This is a genomic window from Castellaniella sp., assembly GCF_034675845.1.
Classification (GTDB): domain Bacteria; phylum Pseudomonadota; class Gammaproteobacteria; order Burkholderiales; family Burkholderiaceae_B; genus Castellaniella.
On sequence record NZ_JAUCCU010000001.1, the window covers coordinates 2032549 to 2058374 of the forward strand.

The following is a 25826-nucleotide window of genomic DNA, read 5'->3' on the forward strand; positions in this document are numbered from 1 at the left end:
ATGCGGCATCTGCGTGCTTGGCGCGACTGGCGCCAGTGGGTTCCGGCGGAATGCCCTGGCTGTGATCGACGTCAGCGCGGCCAGGGGCTGTGTGCGGCGTGCCGGGCGGCGCTGGCCTGGAATCCCGCGATTCCGGGTTGCCGGATCTGTTTGCACCCGCTGGTGGCTGGCGTCTGTCCGGATTGTCCGCCCGGCGGGGTGGCCTATGAACAGATTGTGGCGGCCTTTGCCTATGCGGGGCTGGGCCGTACGCTGATTCATGATTATAAAATTCGCTGCCGCCTGTCCCTGGCTGCGGTGCTGGCGGATCATCTGGCCCAGGCCGTGCAGCGGGCCGGGGTGTTGCAGGCCCCGCCCGATTGGATTGTGCCGGTACCGGCCCGCCGTCAGGGCGTGCGCGATCGCGGCTTCAGTCCAGCGGCGGAAATCGCCCGCCTGCTGGCGCGGCGCCTGGGTCTGGCGTATTGCCTGGATGGCGTGCGCCGCCATCATGATGGCACCAAACAGGCCGACTTGGGCCGGGATCGGCGGCTGCAGGCGCAAATGGGGCTGTACGTCTGTGATGCGACGGATATTCAGGGCGGGCTGCTGTCCCGGTATCGTCGCGCGATTCCCCTGTCTGGTGCCCGGGTGGCGGTCGTGGATGATGTGCTGACCACGGGGGCCACCATGCAGGCCGTCGCCACGGCGCTTAAGGCTGCCGGGGTGGTCCAGGTGCAAGGCTGGGTGTTGGGTCGCACGGTGCTGCCGGGATCGCGCTTTACAATACAGCCGACTGAAGCTCTGTCCTATACCCATGTTTAACATCGTTCTTGTTGAACCGGAAATTCCACCCAATACCGGCAATATCATTCGGCTGTCGGCCAATACCGGCACATTTTTGCATCTGGTGCGCCCCTTGGGCTTTCCGCTGGACGACGCCCGCATGCGTCGGGCGGGGCTGGATTATCACGAATGGGCTTCCATGCAGGTGCATGACAGCCTGAGCCAGGCGCTGGCCGCGATCGGCGGAGACCCCGCGCGGCGGTTTGCCTTGACCACGCGGGGCTCATCGCTGATTGCGCAATGCCCATTGCAGCCGGGGGATGTGTTTGTCTTTGGCCGCGAGACCGCCGGCTTGTCGGATGAACAACTGGCGATTTTTCCGTCTGCCCAGCGTATCCGCCTGCCGATGCGGCCGCAGCAACGCAGCTTGAATCTGTCCAATGCGGTGGCGGTGACGGTGTTCGAGGCCTGGCGTCAGACCGGCTATGCCGGGGGCGTCTAAGCAACAGCCCCGAGGCGTGGCTTGATCTGTGGGGGGAGGCCGAATCCCCAGTCAGGGTTCTGGCTGCTGTGGTAGCGGCTTATTCGGCGCGGGCGTCCCGAGCCAGCAGGCTGGCGACCGCGTGGCGGGGCGATACCCCATCGAACAGCACCTGGCAGACCGCCTCGATGATCGGCAGATCCAGTCCGTGATCCTGGCTGAGTGCCAATGCCGCCTGGGCACAGCGCACGCCCTCGGCGGTCATGCCATCCGCCAGAATGGCATGCAGGGATTTTCCCTGGCCCAGTGCAAGCCCCACCTGGCGGTTGCGGGACAGATCGCCCGTCGCGGTCAGGACCAGGTCGCCCAGGCCCGTCAGCCCCATGAAGGTCTCTGCGCGTCCGCCCAGCGCTACCCCCAGTCGCTGGATTTCCGCTAAGCCGCGAGTAATCAGCGCGGCCCGGGCATTGGTGCCCAGCTGCAAGCCGTCGCTGATGCCGCAGGCAATCGCCATGACGTTTTTAAGCGCCCCGCCGACTTCGACGCCGATGACATCATGAGTGGTGTAGATACGCGCCTGACGGCCATGGAATGCTGCCTGGGCAGCCAGGCCGGTTTCGACTTCGGTACTGGCCAGCGTCAATGCGACCGGCAGCCCCTGGGCGACTTCGCGGGCAAAAGAAGGCCCCGACAACACGCCGGCCTGCAGCCAGGGTCGTTGTGGCAGGGCGCCATCAATGATCTGGTGCGGCCACTGCCGGGTGTCCGGACTGATGCCTTTGCAGGTCCAGAGCAGATGCACCGGGTCGACAGAAGCCTGGGGCAGGTCCTGGGACAGGCGCAGGCAGACGTCGGCCAGCCCGGCCATGGGCACCCCCAGCACGACCAGACGTATGGCATCGGCTGGCCCCTGGCGCAGGTGAGCCAGCGCTGCTGCCCAATCGTGGGTGGCCTGTAGCGCATCGGGTAGGGCAATGCCGGGCAGGTAGCGCGGGTTGTGGTGGTCTTGCTGGATCGAGTGGGCCACGGCAGGGTCGCGGGCCCAGAGCAGCGTATCGGCCTGACGACAGGCCAGTGCAGCCAGGGCGGTGCCCCAGCTGCCGGCGCCCAGGATCGTCAGCTGTACGGGATGCATGCTGGGGCCGTGTGCGGGTTTAGTTACGCGCGCCCGGCGGCAGGATCAGGCCGGAGTCTTCGCCCTGGGCCGGTTCGCCGCCTTGTTGCTGGGCCAGACGCTGTTCGTACAGGGCCTGGAAGTTCATTTCGCTGAGATGCAGCGGCGGCAGGGTGGTGCGGGTGATGGCATCGGCCACATTGGCGCGCAGATACGGGTACAGCATGGTCGGGCAGACGATGCCAAGCAGCGGGTCGAGCTGCTCGGGCGGGATGTTGGAGGCCTCGAAGATGCCGGCCTGGCTGAGTTCGACCAGATACAGGATTTTGTCGCCAATGCGCGTGGTGACGGTGGCGGTGACGACGGATTCGAACACGGATTCAGCCAGTTGCTGGCCACCGACCTGGATGGAGACCTCGACGGTGGGGCCTTCTTGCTCCAGGAAAATGCCAGGGGCGTTGGGCATTTCGAGGGAGAGGTCTTTAACGTAGGTGCGTTGCAGACCAAAGCTGGGTGCTTGGCCGTTGGCAGATTGGTTTTCTTCAGACATGGATGTTTCCGTGCAAGAGTAAGTCAGAGGGTTGAACAGGATCAGGCCTGCAGCAGCGGCAGCAGGCCATTGGCGCGATCCAGGGCGGCCAGGTCATCGAAACCACCGATGTGGTGTTCGTCGATGTAAATCTGAGGGACAGTGCGCCGACCGGTGCGTTCCATCATGGTGGAGCGCTGGGCAGGGTCGCGGTCGATGTAGATTTTATGGATATCCTGGACGCCACGTTGTTTCAGCAGCATCTCGGCCCGTGTGCAGTAGGGGCACACGGTGGTGCAGTACATGGTGATGTTAGCCATAATAAAAATAAGGTCAGGATTTTTTGAGCGGCATGCCGCCTTCGGCCCATGCAGCTAGGCCACCATCCAGGCAGGATACCTGTTTAAAGCCGTGCTTGCGCAACTGGGCGACGGCGCGGGCGCTCTCGCGGCCACGGGCGTCGACCAGGACGATGGGCTTGTCCTGGGGCAGGGTGCCCAGGTGGGACTCAAGCGTATCCAGGGAAATATTACGTGCCTGGGGGATGTGGCCGGTCTTGAATTGATCCGCAGGGCGGATGTCGACAAAGAGGCCTTGGTCGTTGTTGATCTGCTGCACAGCATCCGCCACGGCCAGACGCGGCACCGAGCGTCCACGCCCTAGGTTGGGCCACAGCAGCATGGCGCCGGATGCCAGGGCGATCAGCAGGATCCAGAGGTTGTTCTCGCTAAGTAAAAAGTCCACAGTGGTTCCTGTAACGGGGGTCAGAAAGAATTGTATGCTGGAGGATTATAAAATGGTCCACAGTTTTCAACTTTGCAGGCGTTTATATCATGCACAAACTGGTCCTTATGCGCCATGGCGAGAGCCAATGGAACCTGGAAAACCGCTTCACCGGCTGGACCGATGTGGATCTGACCGACACCGGCAGGGCACAGGCGCGTCAAGCCGGCGAGCTGCTGCGCCAGCAGGGCTACGTCTTTGATCTGGCGTTTTCTTCGGTACTGAAGCGCGCCATCCGTACATTATGGCTGGCGCTGGATGCGATGGACGCCATCCACACCCCGATTCGTCTGGACTGGCATCTGAACGAGCGCCACTACGGTGCTTTGCAAGGTTTGAATAAAGCCGAGACCGCCGCCCAGTATGGCGAGGCTCAGGTGCTGCAGTGGCGCCGGGCCTATGATATCGCCCCAGACCCCCTGGCCCTCGACGATCCGCGTCATCCGCAGTTCGATGTCCGCTATCGCCAGGTGCCGGCCGACCGGCTGCCGGCCACCGAGTGCCTGCGTGATACGGTCGACCGGGTCGTGCCGTTCTGGGACGAGGCCATTGCCCCGGCCATCCGCGCCGGCCAACAAGTCCTGGTGTCGGCCCACGGCAACAGTCTGCGGGCGCTGATCAAGCACCTGGACGGTATTTCCAATGCCGATATCATTGGCTTGAATATTCCCACCGGTCAGCCGCTGGTCTACGAACTGGACGACGATCTGCGGCCCTTGCGTCACTATTATCTGGGCGACCAGGACCAGATCCGTGCCGCCATGCAGGCCGTGGCCAACCAGGGCAAGGCAGCTCAGGCCTGATATGCGTCGTTTCGGCTTGGGGCTGGCGCTGGGGCTGGCCGTGTTCTGCGTCCAGGCACAGTCTTCCCTGCAGACCCGCCAGTCTCAGGCACAGCAGGATCGTGCCGCTTTGCGCGAGCAGATCGACGTGCTGCGAAAGCGCATCGAATCCTCGGAGTCGGCTCGCCAGGATGCCAGCGCGGCCCTGAAGGACTCCGAGCAGGCGATTTCCGATATCAGTCGGCGTTTGCATGACCTGGAGCAGCGCCATCAGGCGCTGGATGCGTCCTTGCAGCGGCTGCAGGCCGCCCGCCAGCAGCAGGGTGCCGAGTTCGAGCGCCAGCGCCAGGCGCTGGCCGACCAACTGCGTGCCCAGTACGCCAGCGGCCTGTCGCCCTGGACTGCCCTGCTGTCGGGTCGGGACCCCCAGGACATCGGGCGTGAACTGACGTATCTGGCGTATGTGTCGCGGGCACGCGCCGATATTTTGCAGACCCTGCAAGGCACGGTGGTTCGTTTGGCTGATCTGCAGCAGCAGACGGATGCCAGCCAGGCCGAACTCGAAACGCTGCAAGCCGAGACTCAGGCAGAAAAGCAATCCTTGCAAGGCCAGCAGGCGCAGCATCGCCAGGTTCTGGCCCAGGTGCAGGCCCGCCTGAAGGACGACCAACGCCAGGCCACAGACCTTCAGGCGCGGGATGCGCGTTTGGGGGGGCTGATCGAATCCCTGGAAAAAGAAATCGCCCAGGCTGAAATTCGCCGTCAGGCGGCCTTGAAGGCCGAAGCCGAGCGTCTTGCCAAAGAACGGGCCGAGCAGGCCCGTCGTGCTCAGATTGAAAAGGCCCGCCGCGAGCAGGCGGCCAAGGAAGCGGCTGATCGGGCAGCGGCAGAGCAAGCGGCAGCCAGCCAGGCCAACGATCAGGCGCGTCAGGATCGCGCCCAGGCTCAGGCCCGGGAGGCTAATAAAGAAGCCAAGGAAGCCAAGGAAGCTCAAGAAGCCAAGGAAGTTCAAGAGGCTAAGGCTGCGCAGGCGGCTGCAGCCCAGTCAGCGTCCGAGGCAGAGATTCCGGAACAGGGCTTTGCCGGGCTGAAGAAAAACCTGCCCAGACCGGTGGCCGGCGAGACTCAAGGGCGGTTTGGCGCCCAGCGGCCTGATGGTGGCCTGTGGCGTGGTGTCGTGCTGCGTGCCGCTGCCGGCGCGCCCGTGCGCACCGTGGCCCCAGGCCGGGTGGTGTATGCCAGTTGGCTGGCCGGTTTTGGCAATTTGCTGATCGTCGATCACGGTCAGCAATATCTCAGTGTATATGGCTATAACCAGGTGCTGCTCAAGCAAGTCGGCGATATCGTGCGCCAGGGCGATGTGGTGGCGCAGGTGGGGGCCACCGGAGGTCAGGTCGATCCTGGTCTGTATTTTGAATTGCGTCATCAGGGGGCGCCAATCAATCCCCAGCTATGGCTGAAGCCTTAAGGTTTCTGTACTATGCTGAGTTTGGTGCGCTATGTTTTCCTGCTGGGGTTTTGACCGCAAGACAGGTATTTTTGGCGCATGGACGCACGCTTAGTGACACGCTTAGGGATATGCATGGGCATCCGAAACAAAAAATCATTTGGCTGGATTCTGGTGGGGTTTCTGGCTGGGATCATGGTCAGCCTGGGAATCACGGCAGCGGCCCAAAAGGCCGAGCCCCTGCCCTTGAAAGGCCTGCAGCAGTTTGCCAATGTCTATGGCGCGATTAAAGCCAGCTATGTCGAGCCCGTCGCCGACCAGCAACTGATCAATGACGCCATCCGAGGCCTGTTTGCCGATCTGGACCCGCATTCCCTGTATCTGGACGAGGACGGCTATAAGCAGATGCAGGACATCACGCGGGGCGGTTTTGGCGGCCTGGGCATCGAGATCGGCACCCAGGATAATATGCCCAAGGTCATTGCCCCCATCGAGGACACGCCCGCTGCCCGGGCCGGTATCCTGACGGGCGACCTGATCACGCAGATTGACGGCCAGCCCACCAAAGACCTGTCCCTGAACGAAGCGGTCAAGAAAATGCGCGGCGAACCCGGCACGTCGATTGATCTGACCGTGCAGCGTGTTGGCAGCCCCAAGCCCCTGAAGTTTCATATTGTGCGCGAGATCATCAAGACCCAGAGCGTGCGGGGTGAAATGCTGGCCAATGGCATTGCCTATGTCCGCATCAGTCAGTTCCAGGAACGCACAACCGCCGATCTGATCAAGCTTTTGGCCGATTTCTCTAAAAAACAAGCCCCCAAGGGGCTGATTCTGGACCTGCGCAATGACCCGGGCGGCCTGTTGAATGCGGCCATCGGCGTGACGTCGGTCTTCATTGATCCCGGTAAGCTGGTGGTGTCCACCAAGGGCCGTATTCCGTCCTCCAACGAAGAATTCTACGCACGCGCTCCAAATCGCGATCATGGGGTCGATATCAATGTCGCTTTGCCGACCTGGACGCGCAGCGTGCCCATGGTGGTGCTGGTCAATATCGGCTCGGCGTCCGCTTCCGAAATCGTGGCCGGCGCCCTGCAGGACTACAAGCGCGCCCAGATCCTCGGCAATCGCACCTTCGGCAAGGGCTCGGTGCAGTCCCTGTTGCAACTCAGCGAGGACACCGGGATCAAGCTCACCACGGCGCGGTATTACACGCCTAGCGGCCGCTCCATCCAGAATACCGGCGTGATGCCCGACCATCAGGTGGATGACAGCGCCGCAGGCAATCTCTTTCATATGCAGCGCGAGGTCGATTTGCGGCACCACCTGGGCGACCAGGCCGAAGACGCAGACCCTGCCGTTGATGCGGACGCGGTTGCTGACGACTTTGTCCCAGGCGAAATCAAGATGTTCAAATTCGGTGGTGAAGATGATTGGCAACTGCAGCAGGCCATTAATGCCCTGCAAGGCCGTCCGGTGCTGAAATCCGACCCTGTGCTGGTGCGACAGGCCCGTGCCGCCGCAGGTGTGGCGGATGCCGCTCAGGCCAGCCCTGCCCCCTTGGCTGAAAAAAAAACCCTGAATGACGGCGGTGCCCAGGGGCCTGTCGATCGCTACCGGGTCACGCCAGACGGTCTGATCAAAGTCCAGTAATCATGTCTGCTCAATCGACAGCCCTGGACGACGATGCGCGATTGATGCGCTACGCCCGGCATATTTTGCTGGACGAACTGGGCGTCGAAGGCCAAGAGCGCCTGCTGGCGGCGCGGGTACTGATCGTCGGTGCCGGGGGGCTGGGTTCACCGGCTGCCCTGTATCTGGCGGCTGCCGGGGTGGGCCAGCTGTTGCTGGTGGATGACGACGTGGTCGAACTCAGCAACCTGCAACGCCAGATCCTGCACACCACTGTCGGCCTGGGCCGGGCCAAGGCCGAATCCGGCCGCCAGGCCTTACTGGCGCTGAATCCCGACATCCAGGTGCAGGCCCTGGTCGAGCGTCTGGATGATGTGCGGTTGCGTGAATTGGCGGCCGGCGTCGATCTGGTGCTGGATTGTTGTGATAATTTTGCCACCCGCCATGCCATCAATCGGGCCTGTGTGGCCACTGGTACGCCGCTGGTGTCCGGGGCGGCAATCAAATTTTCCGGCCAGGTCAGTGTGTATGACTTGCGCCGCGACGACTCACCCTGCTATTGCTGCTTGTTCCCAGAGGCCGATGATGTCGAGGAGCTGCGCTGTGCCACGACCGGGGTGTTGGGGCCGCTGCTGGGCATGGTGGGCAGCGTGCAGGCCGCCGAGGCCATCAAGCTGATCGTCGGCATGGGCGAGCCCCTGGTGGGGCGGTTGCTGTCGGTGGATGCCTTGCGCATGCAATGGCACACCATTCGTTTCAGGCGCGACCCGGCCTGTCCGGTATGCGCCCGGCGTGGGCCTGCAGCAGCAGCGTGCTCAGGCGATTGACCCGTACATCCACATATAGGTTGCGCCCGTGCTGCTGGCGCGCAAATGGCGAGCCCGGGTGGTATAGATAGGCGGTACGCATGCCCGCCTGGCGGGCGGATTTCAGGTTTTTCAGGGTGTCTTCCACCAGGATGATGCGCTGGGGCGGGACGTCCAGCCTGGCGATGATCTGTCGCATCAGCGCCAGGGAAGGCTTGGGGCGGGGCAGCCCCATGGGCATCATGTGGTCGATGGCCCACAAGCCGTCGAATTCCTGTGCGATGCCCAATGCATCCAGCACCCGACGGGCATAATGTCCCGGGGCATTGGTCAGGATGATGCGGGTGCCCGGCAGGGCTCGTAGACGGGCTTTCAGGCCGGTTTCGGCATGGACCAGCGGGCGCACATCAAAATCATGGCAGGTCGCCAGGAATTGCTGCAGATTCACCCCGTGGTGGCGGGCCAGGCCAATGGCGGTAGCCCCATAGCGCTGCCAGTAGCGGCGGCGTAACTGATCGGCTTGATCATGCGGCACCCCCAGGGCCTGGGCCACGGCAGTGCCCATGCGCTGATCGATCTGGGCAAAAATCCCGCGCGAGGCGTCGTGCAGGGTATTGTCCAGGTCGAACAGCCAGACGGGATCGTCTGCGGCGATGGGCCGCCCCCGGCGCAGTGGGCTCAGGGGGCGCAGCGGCGTCATCAGTGCGAACTGATCATGGTGCCGACCCCGCGGTCGGTCAGGATTTCCAGCAGCAGGCAGTGCGGCACACGCCCATCGATGATGTGGACGGAATTGACGCCGTAGCGGGCCGCGTCCAGTGCCGAGGAGATCTTGGGCAGCATGCCGCCCGACAGCGTGCCGTCCTGGAACAGGGTGTCGATGGTCTGGGCGGACAGGCTGCGCAGGAGCTTGCCGGATTTGTCCAGCACACCCGGGGTATTGGTCAGCATGACGAGTTTTTCAGCCCCCAGGACCTCGGCCATCTTGCCCGCCACGACATCGGCATTGATGTTGTAGGCCTGGCCGTCTTCGCCGTAGCCGATGGATGAAATAATGGGGATGAACTGGTCATCCTGCAGGGCCTTGACCACGGCGGGTTCGATGCGTTCGATGTCGCCCACAAAGCCAATGTCCAGGGTTTCGCCTGGGTGATCGGGGTCGGGCATGAGTTTTTTGCGGGCCTGGATCATGCAGCCGTCCTTGCCGGTCAGGCCCACGGCCTTGCCGCCGGCCTCGTTGACCATCATGACGATATCCTGCTGGACCTGGCCCCCCAGGACCCATTCGACGACTTCCATGGTTTCGGCGTCGGTGACGCGCATGCCCTGGATGAAGGTGCCTTCCTTGCCGATGCGTTTCAGGGCGCTATTGATCTGTGGGCCGCCCCCGTGGACGACAATGGGGTTGAGCCCGACGAGCTTCAGCAACACTACGTCGTGGGCGAAGGTACGCTGCAGGTGCTCGTCGGTCATGGCGTTGCCGCCGTATTTGATGACGACGGTCTTGCCGTGGAAACGGCGGATATAGGGCAGGGCCTCGGACAGGACTTCAGCCTGGATGGCGGCTGAAAGGGCTGGGGAAGTATCTGCAGGAGAGGTCATGAGGCCAGTGCCTTTTCTACGGTGGCCATGAAGGCCTGTTCGTCATAATTGCCCAGGTAGCGCTTGATGATGTTGCCGCGTTTGTCGATGAGAATCGCGGTGGGGGTCAGGCGGATATCGCCAAAGGCCTTGGCGATGGCGCCCTGAGAGTCGAGCACCACGGGAAACGGCAATTTCCGGGTTTCAGTGTAGTTTCTGACGTAGCTGGGCGGGTCGTATTCCATGGCCACGCCGATGGTGTCGAAACCTTGGGATTTCAGTTCTTGGTAGTGGCGGATGGTGTCGGGCATCTGGGCGATGCAGGTGGTGCAACTGGTGGCCCAGAATTTGACCAGCACGACCTTGCCGCGCAGGTCCTGGGTGGTGACAGTATTGCCCTGGAGGTCAGTAAAAGCCACATTGGGTGCGGCCTGGGCGGCACCCTGAGATTGCCAGAGGGCGGCAGCCCCGCCAATCGCGACGACTGCAGCCAGGCCGAGAAAGATTTTTTTCATTGCACAGGCATGGTTTGTGCGCCCGCGCTATCGCCAACCGGCGGTGACGTGGTGGCGCTGGGAGAAGCAGGATCGACAACCGGAGCCGGTTTTCCATCATCCGTGATGAGGCTTTCCCGGGAGACGATCTGGAATAATTTGATGACCTGGTTGACCCCGCTGACACCTGCAGCGGTCTTGGCGGCGATGTCGCCTTCGGTGGCCGTGACCTTGCCCATCAGATAGACCACGCCGCGCTCGGTGGTGATCTTGATGGTGCGAAAAGGAACCCCCTTGGTCGCCACCATCTGGGTTTTGACCTTCGAGGTGATCCAGGTGTCGTTGGAGCGGACGCTGAGTGCGGTGAGATCGCCCACCCGGAGATAGTTATCCACGCTGGTGACCTGGGGGATGACGCGGGCGATGTCTGCGGCTTTTTGGCGGTCGGCCTCGGTGGGTACGTCGCCCACCAGCAGCAGCCTGCCGGCGTAGGACATCCCGGTAATCCGGGCGGTGTCACCGAAAGCCTTGGTCATGTCGTTGGCGGCCCGTAGTTCGATGGTCTGGTCGTCGACCTGTTCGCCCGCCGTGCGGCGGTCAGTTGCCACGGCTGCCGTGGTCGCGGCGGCGCCACCCACCACCAGCAGGCCGCAGCCCGACAGAGCAGACAGGCAGGTCAGGACCAGCAAGGCGCGAGACAGGTGGCGGGGCAGGCAAGCAGGCATCAGAGCGGGTCTCCGAGCAACAGGGCGTCAATGCCGTCGCACAGGGCATGCAGCAGCAGAATATGGACTTCCTGGATGCGCATGGTGCGGTCGTGTGGCACGCACAGATGAATGTCGGTTTCGTAGAGCAGGCTGTTGATCTGGCCGCCGCCCTTGCCCGAGAGGGCAATGACCTGCATTTCGCGTTCGTGGGCGGCTTCAATGGCCTTGATGATGTTGGGCGAGTTGCCGCTGGTGGAAATCGCCACCAGCACATCGCCAGGCTGCCCCAGGGCGTTGACCTGGCGCTCGAAGATGGAGGCAAAGCTGTAGTCGTTGCCGACTGCCGTCATGATGGAGGTGTCGGTATTCAGGGCAATGCCGGCCAGGGGCAGGCGGTCGCGCTCGAAGCGGCCAACAAGTTCTGCCACGAAGTGCTGGGCATCAGCCGCCGATCCGCCATTGCCGCAGGCCAGGATGCGGGCGTTGTTGGTCAAGGCGCCAAACAGCAGATCAGCCCCTGTGGCAAGTGCGGGGGCGAGTTCGCGGGCGCTGGATTTGAATGTGTCGATGGCATCGTCGAAATGCGATGTCATTCTAGAGGTCATGTCCATAAGATGATTATCGCATGACTTTCATAGGCGAAAGGCATCAGCGATCCAGTCGATTTTATCCATTTGTACACTGATGACGTCAAAGCGGCAGGGGGGTTCATGCCCGGCAAAATAATGGCGACAGATAGTGGGCAGAAAATACCTGGCGGCCCGGATCAGGCGGGCCTGCTTGGTCCGGTTTACACTGGCGGCGGCTCCGCCATAGCGGCCATGCTTGCGTTGACGCACCTCGATGAAGATCAACGTGCCATCCAGATAGGCCAGCACGTCGATTTCACCTGCCTTACAGTGCAGATTGCGGACCAGGATGCGCGCCCCCTGTTGTATCAAATAGTTGCAGGCGCGGGATTCGGCCGCGTGACCTTGGCGCTGGCTGGGCGATCCTGGGGTCAGTGGCTGGCGCCAGGCCTGCAGGGGCTGCCGCCGGGCAGCGGCCTGGATGGCCCGGATTCTGCGTTTGCGGGCCAGTTGCTGGGCAAGCTGGGCACGGCCATGGGCGTCGGTCAGGAAATCCATCGGCATGGGTGGGGCAATTTCAACTTTGAGGATTTCAGTATGACGCAAGCCTCGCTGGACGAAACGGCGTTGACATGGAAACGTCACGCCGAACAGGTGGCTGGCCAGCATTGGCCCGAGGCCAGCTTGTATGTCGTGGCCACGCCGATCGGCAATCTGGGGGATCTCAGCCTGCGGGCCTGGGAGGCCCTGCGCCGCTGCGACGCCATTGCGGCCGAGGATACCCGCACCACCCGCCAGTTGCTGGATGCCTGGGGGATTTCCACGCCGCTGATGGCGGCGCATCGCCATAACGAACAACAGGCTGCGGAGCTCATCATTCAGCGCCTGTCCGGCGGTGAACGCATTGCCCTGGTGTCCGATGCCGGCGCCCCGGCAGTCAGCGACCCGGGGGCGCGCATCGTGCGTCAGGTGCAGGCCGCAGGCTACCGGGTGGTGCCGCTGCCTGGGCCTAGCGCGGTCGTGGCGGCCTTGATGGCCAGTGGCGCCACGCGTGACGAAGACCCAGGTTTTGCGTTTGCCGGATTCATGCCCTCTAAACCCCTGGCCCGGCGTAAGTGGCTGGCCCGCTGGCTGGGCTGGACGATTCCCGTGGTGTTGTTTGAAACACCACATCGCCTGCAGGCGGCGCTGGAGGATCTGCGGGATCTGGCTGGCCCAGATCGGGTGCTGACCTTGGCGCGCGAATTAAGCAAACGTTTTGAGGAAATCCATACCTTGCCGCTGGGGCAGGTCGCCGAGTGGCTGGCTCAGGACGCGCATCGCACCCAAGGAGAGTTCGTCTTGATTTTGCATGCTGCCCCAGCGACCGCCGAGATTTCCGATGACCTGTCGCCCGATCAGCTACGCGTCATGCAGGCATTATTGGCCGAGTTATCGGTGCGCGATGCTGCCCGTATCGGGGCGGCAGCCACTGGCGTGCCGCGTGACCGCCTGTATCAGTGGGCCTTGCGTCAAAGCCCCTGAATCAGGGCTACGACAGGGTCAAAGCCTACGTTGGATGCCAGTGTGCCGGCGGTTTGGTGGGCATGGTCCCTGGAAGCAAATGGCCCGAGCAAGACCTTATACAGCGGCGGCTGGTGGCTGACGATGGCCTGGCCCAGGGTGCTGTCCATCTGGGTATTGACCCGTTGGGCCAGTGCCTGGGCATTGTCCGCCGAGGAAAACGCCCCGAATTGCAGATAAATCCCGTTGCCCATCATGGGGCTGGCCGCCATCAGGCCCGCCTGCCTGGTGGTGGCTGGGGGGGCTGCGATGGGCTGGGCGGCGGGCTGGCTGGATACCGGGATGGCGGCGACAGAGCCAGATGCGCCAGGGTAGTTGCCTGCCAGAATATTGGCGTTGGTAATGGCTTGTACGGTGACACGGCCGCTGCCTGGGCCGATCAGGCCGAGTTTTGCGGCGGCCACATAGGATAGATCAATGATGCGGCCAGGGTGGAATGGGCCGCGGTCATTGATGCGCACCGTGACCGAACGCCCGTTGACCTTGCTGGTGACCCGCGCATAGCTGGGAATGGGCAGGGTGGGGTGGGCGGCGGTCATGGCGTACATATCGTAGGTTTCGCCATTGGCTGTTTTTGCACCGTGAAATTTTCGTCCATACCAGGAGGCAATGCCTTCCTGGCGGTAGGCTTGGTTTTCTGCAATCGGCGTGTAGCGAACCCCGAAGATATCGTAAGGCCGGAAGTTTGCGGGTGCATGGCGCTCGATGCGCGGCACGGCATCCGGGATAGAGGCGATATCCGGGGGGATGCGGCTGCCTGGGCCGTCATCCTTGTAGTAGCCACCAGAACGGGATGCACAACCCGCCAGCACGGCCAGCAGCACGCACAATAGGGCGATGCCCAGCAGCCGCCAATGAGGCTGCGCTGCCTGCTGGGGGGCCGCTGGCGGCATCATGGGGCGGGCCTGTGCAACAGCGGGTTGCGGTGGCGCACCAGCAGGGGGGCATGGTCGGCAAAGCGGCTGGCGAGTTGTTCGGTGACATAGACAGACCTGTGTTGGCCGCCCGTACAGCCAATGGCGATGGTGAGGTAGTTGCGGGTGTCCTGCATGTACAGGGGCAGCCATTTTCGGATGAACCCGCTGATGTCCTGGATCATGGCCTCGACGCTGCCGAACTGTGCCAGCCAGGCAGCCACCGGAGCATCGCGACCCGTCAGCGGGCGCAGCAGCGGGTCATAGTGGGGGTTGGGCAGGCAGCGGACGTCGAAGACCAGATCGGCATCGTGGGGGACGCCGCGCTTATAGGCAAAGGACTCGAAGGTCAGGATGATGGATGCGCGGGTGGCCTGGACCAGATCGCGTACCCAACTGCGCAACTGGCCGGGTGTCAGGTCGGAGGTGTCAATCACGTGTTCCTGGTCCCGCAGGGGGGCCAGGAGTTCGCGTTCGCGGGCAATGCAGTCCTGCAGCGAGGCATCGTGGCCTTCGGCTTGAAGGCGGTCGGTCAGGGGGTGGCGGCGCCGGGATTCTGAGTAGCGCTGCATCAGGGTGTGGTCGTCTGCATCCAAAAAGACCACGTGCAGCGCGGTGCCCATGGCGCGCAGGCTGGTCAAAATGCCGGGGAGTTCGTCCAGATCGCCGGGGGTGCGCACATCGATCGCGACGGCCACACGCTCTAGGCCGTTTTCGCGGGTATTGGCGATGAATTCGTGCAGAAAACGTGCGGGCAGGTTGTCGATGCAGGTATAGCCCGTGTCTTCCAGCATGCGCAGGGCGACGGATTTGCCTGAGCCGGAGATGCCGGTGATGAGGACGATGTTGAGCATGATGGGCCTAAGGGCGTTTATCGCGGGTGCTTTCCATGATAGCCAATGCCTGGCGTTCAATGAAGTCGTTCATGGTGTCGATGCCGCGCAGACTGAGGATGGTGTTGCGTACGGCTGCCTCGACCAGGACGGCCAGGTTGCGACCTGCGGCGACCTGCAGCATCACGCGGCGGATGGGGATGCCCAGGATGTCCTGGTATTGGTCCTGCATGGGCAGGCGCTCGAAATTATCAGGGGTCAGGCGCACCAGGTGCACGATGAGTTTGATTTTCATTTTACGGCGTACCGAGGTTTCGCCGAAGATGGTGCGGATATCCAACAGGCCCAGGCCGCGAACTTCCAGTAGGTTTTGCAGCAGGGCGGGGCATTGGCCTTCGACGAAATTAGGGGCGGTGCGAGAGAGTTCGACCGCATCGTCCGCCACCAGCCCGTGGCCCCGTGAAATCAATTCTAGTGCGAGCTCGCTTTTCCCCAGGCCGGATTCTCCGGTGATCAACACGCCCAGGCCCAGCACATCCATGAATACCCCATGCACGGTGGTCTTTGGTGCGATGCGCTTGCCCAGGTAGATGCGCAGCAGGTCGATCAGGTGGGCAGCGTCGGTGGGGGTGCCCACAAGCGGAATTGAGAATTCTTGGCAAAAGGCCTGCAGGTCGGCGGGGGCCTCGGTGTCGCCCGCCAGGACGATGGCCGGCACACCTCCGGCGACCAGGCCTTCCAGGTGATGGCGGCGGAGCTTGGGGTCCAGGCGTTGGTAATAGGCGATTTCCTCAGCGCCGAAAATTTGGATGCGGCTGGGGTGAATCAGGTTCAGGTGGCCCACCAGGTCAGCGGCGGCCTCGCGGGTATCCGGAATCGCACGCTCGGCGGCGGCTTCTTGGCCGGCCAGCCAGGTGAAGGTGATTTTTTCGGTGTTATCGCGGATCAGTTCTTGGATGGTCAGCATGGTCAGTGGGCTGGGCAGCACCGCCGCCGAGAATCAGTTGGTGGATTTCCTGGGGGTCGGTGGAATGCGCCAAAGTATGGCGCACCTGGGCGTCAGACAACAGGCGGGCGATCCCGGCCAGCAGATCCAGATGAGTCTGGGTGGCGGCTTCGGGCATCAGCAGAAAAAACAACAGTCGCGCCGTGCGCCCGTCGTTGGCGTCAAAGCGGATGGGGTTGGCCAGCCGGATGAAGGCCGCGTGGGGCTCGCGCAGGTCTTTCAGGCGACCATGCGGTATAGCGACATCATGGCCCAGGGCGGTGGAGCCCAGGCGCTCGCGCGCCAACAGACTGTGGAACACCGACATGCGTGCCACGCCCTGGTTGTTTTCAAACAGCAAGCCCGCGTGTTCAAAGGCGCGTTTCTTGCTGGTGGCTGCCAGGTCCAGGGCAATGTTGTCAGGTGGCAGAATGCGGGAGCTGAGGTTCATCACAACATTATAGGGGGCCAGACGTCAACATGGCCCCGAAGCATTGCTGCGAGGCCATGATACATGCTGGCTATCAGTGGATAGTCAGGTGAACGCGCATCTTATTCAGCGTGGATGTCCATGCGTTTGGCGGGTTCGTGGGCGTAGGTTTGAGCCTTGGATTTGTATTTGATCACCTGACGGTCGACCTTGTCGACCAATAAATCGATGGCCGCATACAGATTTTCATCCGTGGCTTCGCAATGCAAGTCCTTGCCACGCAGACGCATGGTGATCTCGGCCGTGTGTTTCAGTGGCTGGATGGAGAGCAGGACCTGGGTATCGATGACCTGATCGAAGTGCCGTAAGACGCGAGCTGTCTTGGTGTGTACATATTCGCGGATGGCGGGGGTGATTTCCAGATGGCGACCGGTGATTGTCAGGCTCATAGTGCGGACTCCTTGCAGGGAAACAAAGGTACTGTCGTGTAAACCAAGGTGAAGATCAAAGATGGTCTCCTGTGTGATCACGATGGCTTTAGTGTACCGATTGCAGAAAACCCAGCAAGGGGGGTGAAAAAAGGTAATATAGTGGGATCGGCTACATTCGGAAGTTTTTGCCCAGATAGACTTGGCGCACGGCTTCGTTGTCGACGATTTCGTTGGGATGGCCGCTGGTCAGTACCCGGCCTTCGCTGATGATATAGGCGCGGTCACAGATCCCCAGGGTCTCGCGCACATTGTGATCGGTGATCAGCACCCCGATATTGCGACCCCGTAAAAACTGCACGATGCGTTGGATTTCGATCACGGCAATCGGGTCGACCCCGGCAAAAGGCTCGTCCAGCAAAATAAACCGCGGGTGGGTGGCCAGCGCCCGGGCAATTTCCACCCGGCGGCGTTCTCCGCCGGACAAAGACAAGGCCATGTTGCGCCGGATATGTTCGATTTGCAGCTCGTCGATCAGTGATTCCAGGCGTTCTTCCAGGTCATGTCTGGACAGCGCCTGGCCATTGGTGTCGCGCTGAAGTTCCAGGACGGCACGGATGTTTTGTTCTACCGTCAGGCGGCGAAACACGGATGCGTCCTGGGGCAGATAGGACAGGCCCAGACGGGCGCGTCGGTGCATCGGGACGCCGGTGACCTCGTGGTGATCGATCACAATCCGCCCGGTGTCGGCGGGGATCAGGCCCACAATCATGTAAAAACTGGTGGTCTTGCCCGCCCCGTTGGGGCCCAGCAGGCCGACGACTTCGCCGCTATCGACCGACAGAGACACATCCTGCACCACGGCGCGTCGCCCAAAGCTTTTGCCCAAGCCGATGGCCTGCAGGCTGCCGGCGGTGCGTGGGGCTTCAGTGTGTAGAGATGACGTCACGACTGACCAGCCTTGCATTTGGCAATGGCCTGGTCGACGCGCGATTGAGACTGAGCCAGCGATCGCACCCGCCCCCCCGATGCGGCGGAATTTTTTCCACCAAAGGCTTCGTAGGTACCGGATTTCTGGTGATAAATAATCCGTGCGCCTCGGACATTATCGACGGCTTGGCCGCAGATTTGTCGGGTGACGGTGGCCTGGCCCGTCAGGGTGATGTCACCAGACTGGCCGACATAATCGGCCTGCAGCCCCGTGGCGATCAGGGTTTCGAATTTTTCCGGGTTTTCCTGGCGGATGGTGACATGCTCGCCCTGGCCCGCCGTGGCCGAGCCGAACTGATTGCCCTGGGCGTCTTCGTGGGTAGTGAGCTTGGCAGCCCGCAGGGTCATGGGGCCGCGTGTGAGCACGACATTGCCCGTGAAGGTGCTGGTCTTGCTGATGTCATCATAGTGCAGGGAGTCAGACAGAATGATCGTGTCGGGATCGGGTTCGGGGGCGGTCTGTGCGGGTGCGGCTGTCGTGTTGGCTACCAGGGCCAGGCAGCCAGCGGCTGCCAACAAGGCAAGAGGCAAGGTTTTCATGGTTGGCTGTTTTTGGTTGGGGCGATGGATTTGTTGGCCTGATCGGCGCCGGATATCTTGACGTCGCTGGCGGATTCCACGTTCAGTTGGCGGGTGCGGTTATCGTAGCGCATCCCCAGGCCGCGCATGGTTGAATTGCCGTTGATGACCAGCGCCGGACGGTCGGTATGGACCAGATCCAGGTTGGGCTCGATGATCAGCTGTTCGCTGCGTACATCCAGGAGATTATGTGTGGCATCCGGTTGGCGTTGCAGATGGGCGTTGCCATTCAGGGTGATGCGTTCGCCGTGCTGGTCCAGGGTGGCAGAGTCGGCGGTGCCTACCGTGACTGGGGTGTCCGGCTGGTGGCCAACGGCACGGGGATTGGCGATGTCATAGCTGTCCGTGTCCGGGAAATGATCCATGCTGGAGCCTTCCAGGCGGTTGATGGCATGCCCTTGGGGGTCGGTGCGGATCATGACGAAGGCGCTGGCCCAGGAGTCTCGTTCGTGGGTCAGGCGGCGGGGCGGATCGACCTCGATGGACTGCAGGGTGTAGTCGGATGCCCACCAAGTGCCCAGCACCAGCAATCCCAGCAACAGGACGGCCACCAGCCCGGGCAGGCGATCCCTCATTGGATGGCACCACCCAAGGTCGACAGCGATGCGGTGAAGCACGCGCCCAAGCGGCCTTGAGCAGCCAGGATCAGGTCGCAGCATTCGCGCACGGCCCCGCGTCCGCCAGACAGATTGGTGATCCAGTGTGCGGCTTGGCTGACGTAAAAGGGCGCGTTGGGGACGCTGACGGCCAGGCCCGCGCGCTGCAGGACCGGCAGGTCGATGATGTCGTCGCCCATATAGCCGACCGCATCCAACGACAGGCCTGCCTCGCGGGCCAGGTCCTCGACGGTGGTGATTTTGTCGTGAATTCCCTGCAGGACCGGCGCAATGCCCAGTTCAGCCGCGCGCCGGGCGGTGATGGCGCTCTTGCGGCCACTGACCCAGGCCACCCGGATGCCTTGTTCGCGCAGCAGCCGCAATCCGTGACCATCCAGGGCGTTAAAGGGTTTGGCAGCTTCGCCGTGTTCGCCGTACCACAGACTGCCGTCGGTCAGGATGCCGTCTACATCAAAGATCATCAGGCGGATGGCGCGGGCGCGGGCGCGGACGTCGGGACTGATGCGGGCCAGGATCTGGGCTTCGGCAGGGTGGGAAAAACTGGGGAGTTCGTTCATCAGATGACCTTGGCGGCGAGTAGATCGTGCATGTGCAAAGCACCCAATAATAGCCCGTCGGCATCCAATACCAGCATCTGATTGAGCTTGTGCGTATCCATGATGCTGGCGGCTTCGATGGCCGGAGCGCCGGGGGCGATGGTGCGAGGGTGGTGGCTCATGCCGGCCGAGACTGGCAGGGCGCGGATGTCGCCGTGCTGGGCGATCATGCGCCGTAGATCGCCATCGGTGAAGATGCCGGTCGGGCGCTGGCCATCCAGGACGATGGTCATGCCCATGCCCTTGGAGGACATCTCGGCCAAGGCGTCGGGAATCAGGGTGTCGGGAGATACCCGGGGCAGTGCTGCGCCGCTGCGCATGATGTCGGCGACCGAGGTCAGTAGCCGTCGGCCCAACGCCCCGCCAGGGTGGGAGCGGGCGAAGTCATCGCGGTTGAAGCCACGGGCTTCCAGACAGGCCACGGCAATGGCGTCACCCAAAACCAGCGCCGCTGTGGTGCTGGCGGTGGGGGCCAGGTTCAGCGGACAGGCTTCTTGGGCGACGGCGGCGTCCAGGCTGATGTCGGCATGGGTGGCGAGCTCTGAATCCGGGTGGCCGGTCATGGCGATGATGTGGGCGCCCATGCGTTTGGCCACCGAAATGATGGTGATGAGTTCTTGGGCCGAGCCGGAATAGGAGATGGCGAGCACGATATCCTGGCTGGTGAGCATGCCCAGATCCCCATGGATGGCTTCGGCGGCGTGCATGAAAAAGGCCGGTGTCCCGGTGGAGGCCAGCGTGGCGGCGATCTTGCGGGCGATATGGCCGGATTTGCCGATGCCGGTGACGACCACGCGCCCCTGGCAATCCAGGATCAGGCGGACGGCCTGCTGGAACTGCTGATCGATACGCCCGCGCAAGGCCTGCAGGGCCTGAATTTCGATGTCGAAAGTGCGCAGGGCGCTGTGATGGAGCGCGTCGGGCTGGGGCTGGGGCTGGGGGTGGCTGTGCATCTGCCGATTTTACCCGCTGCTCAGGCCTCTGGACAGCCGGGCCGCACCCGCCTGCGCTACACTGTGGCCGCGCAGCTTTCTTTGACAGGATTCCATCATGCAAACCGATCCGGCTCAGTATATTCGCGACACGATTCGTACCGTGCCAGACTGGCCCAAGCCGGGCGTGCAGTTTCGGGACATTACCCCCGTGCTGCAGGACCCGCGTTCATTCCGGGTGCTGATCGACCTGTTCGTCTATCGCTATATGCGCCAGCGCCTGGATCTGGTGGCTGGCATTGATGCCCGGGGGTTTATCGTGGGCTCGGTGCTGGCTTACGAACTGAACCTGGGTTTTGTGCCTGTGCGCAAACAGGGCAAGCTGCCCTATCGCACGGTGGCCGAGGAATACGCCCTGGAATATGGCAATGCCACGGTCGAAATGCATACGGATTCCGTACGCCCCGGCCAGCGTGTGCTGTTGATCGACGACTTGATCGCCACCGGCGGCACCATGCTGGCAGCGTCGCGTCTGCTGCAGCGTCTGGGGGCCAACGTGGCTGAAGCCGCCGCCATCATTGACCTGCCCGAACTGGGCGGGTCACAGGCGGTACAGGACTCGGGCCTGCCGGTCTATACCGTCTGTGCGTTCGACACGGACTAGAGTCCTGATTCAGACCAGGACGCGTTCGATCCCGCCCGCGTTGGCTGCCTTGACGTAGTCCGGCAGCCAGTCCTTGCCCAGCAGATGGCGGGCCATCTCGACCACGATGTAATCGGCGGACAAGCCTGTATCCTGTTCGTAGCGGGCCAGTCCCTGCAGGCACGAGGGGCAGGATGTAATCATTTTGACTTCGCCCTGGAAACCATCGGCCCGAATGGCTGCCGCGTTCTTGGCCAGTTCCTCTTGTTTGCGATGGCGGATCTGGGTGGAGATATCGGGCCGCGAGACAGCCAGGGTGCCGGATTCGCCGCAGCAGCGTTCGGTTTTGATGGCATTCGATTCGCCCAATAGCGATTTCACGGTTTTCATCGGGTCTTGCTGCTTCATGGGCGTGTGGCAGGGGTCGTGATAGATGTAGCGCGTCCCCTGTACGCCAGCAATATCCACGCCTTTTTCCAATAGGTATTCGTGAATGTCGATCAGGCGGCAGCCAGGGAATATCTTGTCGAATTCGTAGCTTTCCAGTTGGTCGTAACAGGTGCCGCAACTGACCACCACGGTTTTGATGTCCAGGTAGTTCAGGGTGGTGGCCATGCGGTGAAACAGGACCCGGTTGTCGGTCACCATTTGTTCGGCCTTGTCCGTCAGGCCGTTGCCGCGCTGCGGGTAGCCACAGCATAGATAGCCGGGGGGCAGGACGGTCTGTACCCCGACATGCCACAACATGGCCTGAGTGGCCAGGCCCACTTGGGAGAACAGGCGCTCGGACCCGCAGCCAGGGAAATAAAACACAGCTTCGCTGTCCGGCGCGGTGGCCGTCGGGTTGCGGATAATGGGGACGATGTTGGGGTCTTCGATATCCAGCAGTTTGCGGGCAGTTTGCTTGGGCAGGCCACCGGGCATTTTTTTGTTGACGAAGTGGATCACTTGCTCGCGGATCGGGGCCTTGCCCACGGTGGCGGGGGGGTGCGCCATCTGTTTTTTGGCCATGGGCGCCAGCAGATCATGGGCCAGGCGTTGTGCCTTGTAGCCCATGCCGATCATGACGCTGCGGGTGGCCTTGATGACGCGCGGGTCTTTGGCGTTCAGAAAAAACATAGAGGCGGCGGTGCCAGGATTGAAGGATTTTTTGCCCATGCGCCGCAATAGCGCGCGCATATCCATGGAGACATTGCCGAAGTCTATGTCCACCGGGCAAGGGTTATAGCACTTGTGGCATAGCGTACAGTGGTCGCCTACGTCCTCGAATTCCTCCCAGTGGCGGATGCTGACCCCGCGCCGGGTTTGTTCTTCGTATAAAAACGCTTCGATCAACAGAGAGGTCGCCAGAATTTTATTGCGCGGCGAATACAGCAGATTGGCACGGGGGGCATGGGTGGCGCAAACGGGTTTGCACTTGCCGCAGCGCAGACAGTCCTTGATGGCATTGGAGATCGCCCCGATCTCGCTGCGCTGCATGATCAGCGATTCATGGCCCAATAAGTTGAAGCTGGGCGTCCAGGCGCGGGACAGGTCGGCCCCCGGCATGAGCTTGCCTGCATTGAAATGACCATTTGGGTCGATGCGTTGCTTGTAGTCCTGGAAGGGCGCCAGTTCGGCTGCTTCCAGGAACTCGAACTTGGTCAGACCGATGCCGTGTTCGCCCGAGATCACGCCATCCAGGCTGCGGGCAATGCCCATGATGCGGGCCACGGCCTGGTTGGCTTCGCGCAGCATCTCGTAGTCGTCAGAGTTGACCGGGATATTGGTATGGACGTTGCCGTCGCCTGCATGCATGTGCAGGGCGACGAAGACGCGGCTTTTCAGGATGCGGTCGTGGGTGGCTTGCAGACCGGCCAGGACTGCGGCGCATTCGGCACCGGCAAAATGGCGCTCCATGGGACCGCGTATGTCGGTTTTCCAGGAAATCCGCAGGGTATGGTCCTGGATGATATCGATCAGTTGGCTGTCGGGCTGTGTGTCCAGGCGTTCCTGCAGGGCGGGCAGCCGGTGGGCCAGGTTCAGTGATGCCAGCGTTTCCAGGTGTTGAGCCAGCGGGGCATCCAGGTGCTCCAGTAGCCAGGTCCAGCGTCGGCGCACGGCAGCCAGCGTGTTCAGAGCGTCCTGGCGCCGGGTGGACAGGATGAATTCACGGGTGTGTTCCGCGTCATCGGGGTCCTCGGCCTTGCCTACCGGGAGTTCACCCTGCAGATAGCTTTCCAGGGCATCGATCAGGCGCAGCTTGTTGCGGGTGGATAGTTCGATGTTGATGCGTTCGATGGCATCGGTGTATTCGCCCATGCGGGGCAGCGGAATCACCACGTCTTCGTTGATCTTGAAGGCATTGGTGTGGCGCGAGATCGCCGCTGTGCGGGCGCGATCCAGCCAGAACTTCTTGCGGGCCTCGGGGCTGACGGCGATAAAGCCTTCACCTTGGCGCGAGTTGGCGATGCGGACGACCTCGCTGGCGGCCAGCGCGACCGTGTGTTCGTCGTCGCCGACGATGTCGCCGATCAGAACCATTTTCGGCAAAGTGCCGCGCTTGCTTTTGGTGGCATAGCCCACGGCACGCAGGTAGCGTTCGTCCAGGTGTTCCAGCCCGGCCAGGATGGCACCGCTGGCGCGGCCGGTGGTGTCCAGATAGTGCTTGACCTCGACGATGGAGGGCACGGCGTGGCGGGCTTGGCCGAAGAACTCCATGCAGACGGTGCGCGTATGCGCGGGCATGCGATGCAAAATCCAGCGGGCTGCAGTGATCAGACCGTCGCAGCCTTCTTTTTGTACGCCGGGCAGGCCTGCCAGAAACTTGTCGGTGACGTCCTTGCCTAGCCCCGTTTTACGAAAACGCTGGCCTTCGATCGTCAGAGTTTCCGAGCGCAGGGGTTTTTTTCCCGGGGGGTATGCGCCGTCAAACCAGGCCAGTTGGAATTGGGTCTGTGGCGCATCGTGGATCTTGCCCAGATTGTGTGCCAGCCGGGTAACTTCCAGCCAATTGCCGTCTGGGTCCACCATGCGCCACCAGGCCAGGTTATCCAGTGCCGTGCCCCACAGCACGGCTTTTTTTCCGCCCGCGTTCATGGCCACATTGCCGCCCACACAGGAAGCATCGGCCGAGGTTGGGTCCACGGCGAATACATGGCCGGCGGCCTCGGCGGCCTCGGCCACGCGGCGAGTGACCACGCCGGCGCCGGTCAGAATGGTATGCACGGCCTGTTCGACCCCGGGCAGGGCGACGACTTCGACGGTGCCGATGGCGTCGAGCTTTTCAGTATTGATGACGGCGGAGCGCCATGTCAGGGGGATGGCCCCCCCGGTATAGCCGGTACCGCCCCCACGCGGCACAATGGTCAGCCCCAAATGAATACAGGTGCGTACCAGGGTGGCGATTTCGTCCTCGGTGTCAGGCATCAGGACGACAAAGGGGTATTCCACCCGCCAGTCGGTCGCATCGGTGACATGGGAAACCCGCGAGAGGCCGTCAAAGCGGATGTTGTCCCGTTTGGTGTGGCGCGCAAGCTGCTTGAGCGCGTCGTGCCGTAGTTTTTCCACCGTCACGAAGTGGGCCTCGAAGGCGGCGACAGTCTGCCGCGCAGTGGCCAGCAACTGCTGGACCTTGGCGTCCCGGCTGCCGTGATCATCGTCGCGGCGCTGGTCGACTTCGTTCAGCCGGTGATTCAAGGCCTCGACCAACTGATGGCGCCGTTTGGGATTGTCCAGCAGGTCGTCTTCCAGATAGGGATTGCGCTGTACCACCCAGATGTCGCCCAGCACCTCGAATAGCATGCGGGCGGACCGACCTGTGCGCCGCTGGCCGCGCAATTCGGACAATAGCTGCCAGGCGGGCTCGCCGAGCAGGCGGCAGACGATCTCGCGGTCGGACCAGGAGGTGTAGTTATAGGGGATCTCGCGCAGGCGAGGAGGATCGACAGGTTCCAGCAGCTGGGGAGGGAGAGGGGCGTTCATGTGGGGATCGTGGCGACGGTACCCCTATGAAAAAGAGGGGCAATGGGCTAGTGTAAAGGCAAATGCGGGTGGCGGGCGATAGGTGGGTACCTACCACCAGCCTGCCAGCCAGGTCCAGGCGTGCATGAGCGCGGCGGTCATGAGGATATAACGCAATAGTTTGCCGATGGCCATATATAGGACACAGGGCCAGAAGGGTAGTCGTAGCCAGCCGGCCACGGCACACAGGGGGTCGCCAATGCCGGGTAGCCACGACAGCAGCAGCGCCGGGGGACCAAAACGCTGGAACCAGTTGGTGCTTAGTCGCTGCCAGCGCCCCCCCGCAGTCACGGGCTGATCCGGTTGCGAGGCCGGGGGCATGTCGGCGTCTGTGGCAGCGCGCCGCCAGCGCAGCCAGGCGGCTTGGGCGCCTGCACCCATGGCATAGCTGATGATGCCGCCCAGCGTATTACCCAGCGTGGCCACCAACACTGCTGGCCAGAACATCGGTGGTGCCAGGTGTACATAGGCAAAGACAGCCGGCTCGGACCCCAAAGGCAATAAGGTGGCCGATATCAGGCTGATGAGAAAAATCGCGGGCAGGCCTATGCTGGGGAGCGCCAGTGCTGCCAATAGGGCATTAATAGTGGTTTGCAGCCAGATTTCCATGATGCGGCAGTGTAGTCC

Annotated in this window: 30 protein-coding genes; 8 read left to right on the plus strand and 22 right to left on the minus strand. The window is 62.5% G+C overall.

All coding sequences use genetic code 11. The features are described 5' to 3' along the window. A complete protein-coding gene (locus VDP81_RS09825; RefSeq protein ID WP_323012183.1) occupies positions 1–804 on the plus strand; it encodes a ComF family protein in 804 nt (267 codons plus the stop codon). Then, positions 797–1267, plus strand: a complete 471-nt coding sequence (locus VDP81_RS09830; RefSeq protein WP_323012184.1) for a tRNA (cytidine(34)-2'-O)-methyltransferase — start codon at positions 797–799, stop codon at positions 1265–1267. The genes VDP81_RS09825 and VDP81_RS09830 overlap by 8 nt, the downstream gene beginning before the upstream one ends. Positions 1268–1346: 79 nt before the next feature. On the opposite strand, the gene VDP81_RS09835 is transcribed toward VDP81_RS09830, so the two are convergent. Genes VDP81_RS09835 through VDP81_RS09850 form a run of 4 tightly spaced genes read right to left on the minus strand, consistent with a single transcriptional unit; the run spans position 1347 to position 3633 of the window. Then, positions 1347–2381: an NAD(P)H-dependent glycerol-3-phosphate dehydrogenase gene (locus VDP81_RS09835; RefSeq protein ID WP_323012185.1), complete on the minus strand. Its 1035-nt coding sequence runs from the start codon at positions 2379–2381 to the stop codon at positions 1347–1349. A gap of 19 nt (positions 2382–2400) precedes the next feature. Then, positions 2401–2910: a protein-export chaperone SecB gene (gene secB, locus VDP81_RS09840; protein ID WP_322996148.1), complete on the minus strand. Its 510-nt coding sequence runs from the start codon at positions 2908–2910 to the stop codon at positions 2401–2403. A 41-nt stretch (positions 2911–2951) separates the two neighbouring features. After that, positions 2952–3209 carry a glutaredoxin 3 gene (gene grxC / locus VDP81_RS09845; RefSeq protein ID WP_323012186.1) on the minus strand — a complete coding sequence of 86 codons (258 nt, stop codon included), beginning with the start codon at positions 3207–3209 and terminating at the stop codon, positions 2952–2954. A gap of 13 nt (positions 3210–3222) precedes the next feature. Then, the gene (locus VDP81_RS09850; protein WP_322996150.1) at positions 3223–3633 is read right to left on the minus strand and encodes a rhodanese-like domain-containing protein; all 411 of its coding nucleotides are present in this window, start codon (positions 3631–3633) and stop codon (positions 3223–3225) included. Positions 3634–3722: 89 nt separating this feature from the next. Here VDP81_RS09850 and gpmA point away from each other — a divergent pair, with 89 nt between their 5' ends. The 4 genes from gpmA to VDP81_RS09870 all read left to right on the plus strand — a co-directional run bounded on the left by gpmA (position 3723) and on the right by VDP81_RS09870 (position 8357). Continuing rightward, positions 3723–4475: a 2,3-diphosphoglycerate-dependent phosphoglycerate mutase gene (gpmA, locus tag VDP81_RS09855; protein ID WP_323012187.1), complete on the plus strand. Its 753-nt coding sequence runs from the start codon at positions 3723–3725 to the stop codon at positions 4473–4475. Between the two features lies 1 nt (position 4476). After that, positions 4477–5922, plus strand: a complete 1446-nt coding sequence (locus VDP81_RS09860) for a murein hydrolase activator EnvC family protein (RefSeq protein ID WP_323012188.1) — start codon at positions 4477–4479, stop codon at positions 5920–5922. Between the two features lie 114 nt (positions 5923–6036). Further along, positions 6037–7551, plus strand: coding sequence for a S41 family peptidase (locus VDP81_RS09865; RefSeq protein ID WP_323012189.1), 1515 nt, complete (start codon positions 6037–6039; stop codon positions 7549–7551). A 2-nt stretch (positions 7552–7553) separates the two neighbouring features. Continuing rightward, a complete protein-coding gene (locus VDP81_RS09870; RefSeq protein WP_323012190.1) occupies positions 7554–8357 on the plus strand; it encodes a HesA/MoeB/ThiF family protein in 804 nt (267 codons plus the stop codon). Here VDP81_RS09870 and VDP81_RS09875 read toward each other — a convergent pair. The 6 genes from VDP81_RS09875 to VDP81_RS09900 are packed head-to-tail and all read right to left on the minus strand — an operon-like array spanning position 8287 to position 12251. Further along, positions 8287–9036: a pyrimidine 5'-nucleotidase gene (locus tag VDP81_RS09875; RefSeq protein ID WP_323012191.1), complete on the minus strand. Its 750-nt coding sequence runs from the start codon at positions 9034–9036 to the stop codon at positions 8287–8289. The two genes, VDP81_RS09870 and VDP81_RS09875, sit on opposite strands and share 71 nt — an antisense overlap. After that, positions 9036–9938 (minus strand): acetylglutamate kinase, encoded by a 903-nt coding sequence (gene argB / locus VDP81_RS09880; RefSeq protein WP_322996156.1) that lies wholly within the window; start codon positions 9936–9938, stop codon positions 9036–9038. Before argB ends, VDP81_RS09875 begins: the two co-directional genes overlap by 1 nt. After that, entirely contained in the window at positions 9935–10432 is a 498-nt protein-coding gene (locus VDP81_RS09885; RefSeq protein WP_323012192.1) for a TlpA disulfide reductase family protein, read from the minus strand. The genes argB and VDP81_RS09885 overlap by 4 nt, the downstream gene beginning before the upstream one ends. Then, entirely contained in the window at positions 10429–11136 is a 708-nt protein-coding gene (locus VDP81_RS09890) for a BON domain-containing protein (RefSeq protein WP_322996158.1), read from the minus strand. Before VDP81_RS09890 ends, VDP81_RS09885 begins: the two co-directional genes overlap by 4 nt. Beyond that, positions 11136–11729, minus strand: a complete 594-nt coding sequence (locus VDP81_RS09895) for a phosphoheptose isomerase (protein WP_322996159.1) — start codon at positions 11727–11729, stop codon at positions 11136–11138. Before VDP81_RS09895 ends, VDP81_RS09890 begins: the two co-directional genes overlap by 1 nt. Before the next feature lie 21 nt (positions 11730–11750). Further along, positions 11751–12251: a YraN family protein gene (locus VDP81_RS09900; RefSeq protein ID WP_323012193.1), complete on the minus strand. Its 501-nt coding sequence runs from the start codon at positions 12249–12251 to the stop codon at positions 11751–11753. A gap of 33 nt (positions 12252–12284) precedes the next feature. Between VDP81_RS09900 and rsmI the strand changes: the two genes are divergently transcribed. Beyond that, positions 12285–13211, plus strand: a complete 927-nt coding sequence (rsmI, locus tag VDP81_RS09905) for a 16S rRNA (cytidine(1402)-2'-O)-methyltransferase (RefSeq protein WP_323012194.1) — start codon at positions 12285–12287, stop codon at positions 13209–13211. Here the strand turns inward: rsmI and VDP81_RS09910 are convergent. The 10 genes from VDP81_RS09910 to VDP81_RS09955 form a co-directional block, all read right to left on the minus strand. Then, positions 13199–14146 carry a septal ring lytic transglycosylase RlpA family protein gene (locus VDP81_RS09910; protein WP_322996162.1) on the minus strand — a complete coding sequence of 316 codons (948 nt, stop codon included), beginning with the start codon at positions 14144–14146 and terminating at the stop codon, positions 13199–13201. The genes rsmI and VDP81_RS09910 overlap by 13 nt on opposite strands. After that, entirely contained in the window at positions 14143–15018 is an 876-nt protein-coding gene (rapZ, locus tag VDP81_RS09915; protein WP_322996163.1) for an RNase adapter RapZ, read from the minus strand. The genes VDP81_RS09910 and rapZ overlap by 4 nt, the downstream gene beginning before the upstream one ends. A gap of 7 nt (positions 15019–15025) precedes the next feature. Further along, positions 15026–15964: an HPr(Ser) kinase/phosphatase gene (hprK, locus tag VDP81_RS09920; RefSeq protein WP_323012195.1), complete on the minus strand. Its 939-nt coding sequence runs from the start codon at positions 15962–15964 to the stop codon at positions 15026–15028. Next, on the minus strand, positions 15933–16433 hold the full coding sequence (locus VDP81_RS09925; RefSeq protein ID WP_322996165.1) for a PTS sugar transporter subunit IIA: 501 nt from the start codon (positions 16431–16433) through the stop codon (positions 15933–15935). The genes hprK and VDP81_RS09925 overlap by 32 nt, the downstream gene beginning before the upstream one ends. A gap of 101 nt (positions 16434–16534) precedes the next feature. Beyond that, positions 16535–16861, minus strand: coding sequence for a ribosome hibernation-promoting factor, HPF/YfiA family (gene hpf, locus VDP81_RS09930; protein WP_322996166.1), 327 nt, complete (start codon positions 16859–16861; stop codon positions 16535–16537). 151 nt (positions 16862–17012) lie between these two features. Further along, entirely contained in the window at positions 17013–17807 is a 795-nt protein-coding gene (gene lptB / locus VDP81_RS09935; RefSeq protein ID WP_416233228.1) for an LPS export ABC transporter ATP-binding protein, read from the minus strand. After that, a complete protein-coding gene (lptA, locus tag VDP81_RS09940) occupies positions 17786–18370 on the minus strand; it encodes a lipopolysaccharide transport periplasmic protein LptA (protein WP_322996168.1) in 585 nt (194 codons plus the stop codon). Before lptA ends, lptB begins: the two co-directional genes overlap by 22 nt. Further along, on the minus strand, positions 18367–18984 hold the full coding sequence (gene lptC / locus VDP81_RS09945) for an LPS export ABC transporter periplasmic protein LptC (RefSeq protein ID WP_322996169.1): 618 nt from the start codon (positions 18982–18984) through the stop codon (positions 18367–18369). The genes lptA and lptC overlap by 4 nt, the downstream gene beginning before the upstream one ends. Beyond that, a complete protein-coding gene (locus VDP81_RS09950) occupies positions 18981–19583 on the minus strand; it encodes a KdsC family phosphatase (protein WP_322996170.1) in 603 nt (200 codons plus the stop codon). The genes lptC and VDP81_RS09950 overlap by 4 nt, the downstream gene beginning before the upstream one ends. After that, positions 19583–20575, minus strand: a complete 993-nt coding sequence (locus VDP81_RS09955) for a KpsF/GutQ family sugar-phosphate isomerase (RefSeq protein WP_322996171.1) — start codon at positions 20573–20575, stop codon at positions 19583–19585. Before VDP81_RS09955 ends, VDP81_RS09950 begins: the two co-directional genes overlap by 1 nt. Before the next feature lie 97 nt (positions 20576–20672). Here VDP81_RS09955 and VDP81_RS09960 point away from each other — a divergent pair, with 97 nt between their 5' ends. Beyond that, positions 20673–21218, plus strand: coding sequence for an adenine phosphoribosyltransferase (locus VDP81_RS09960; protein WP_322996172.1), 546 nt, complete (start codon positions 20673–20675; stop codon positions 21216–21218). A 9-nt stretch (positions 21219–21227) separates the two neighbouring features. Here the strand turns inward: VDP81_RS09960 and VDP81_RS09965 are convergent, their stop codons facing one another. Then, positions 21228–25160 (minus strand): FAD/FMN-binding oxidoreductase, encoded by a 3933-nt coding sequence (locus VDP81_RS09965; protein WP_323012196.1) that lies wholly within the window; start codon positions 25158–25160, stop codon positions 21228–21230. A gap of 90 nt (positions 25161–25250) precedes the next feature. Continuing rightward, positions 25251–25808, minus strand: coding sequence for a YqaA family protein (locus VDP81_RS09970; RefSeq protein ID WP_323012197.1), 558 nt, complete (start codon positions 25806–25808; stop codon positions 25251–25253). Positions 25809–25826: the final 18 nt, after the last annotated feature.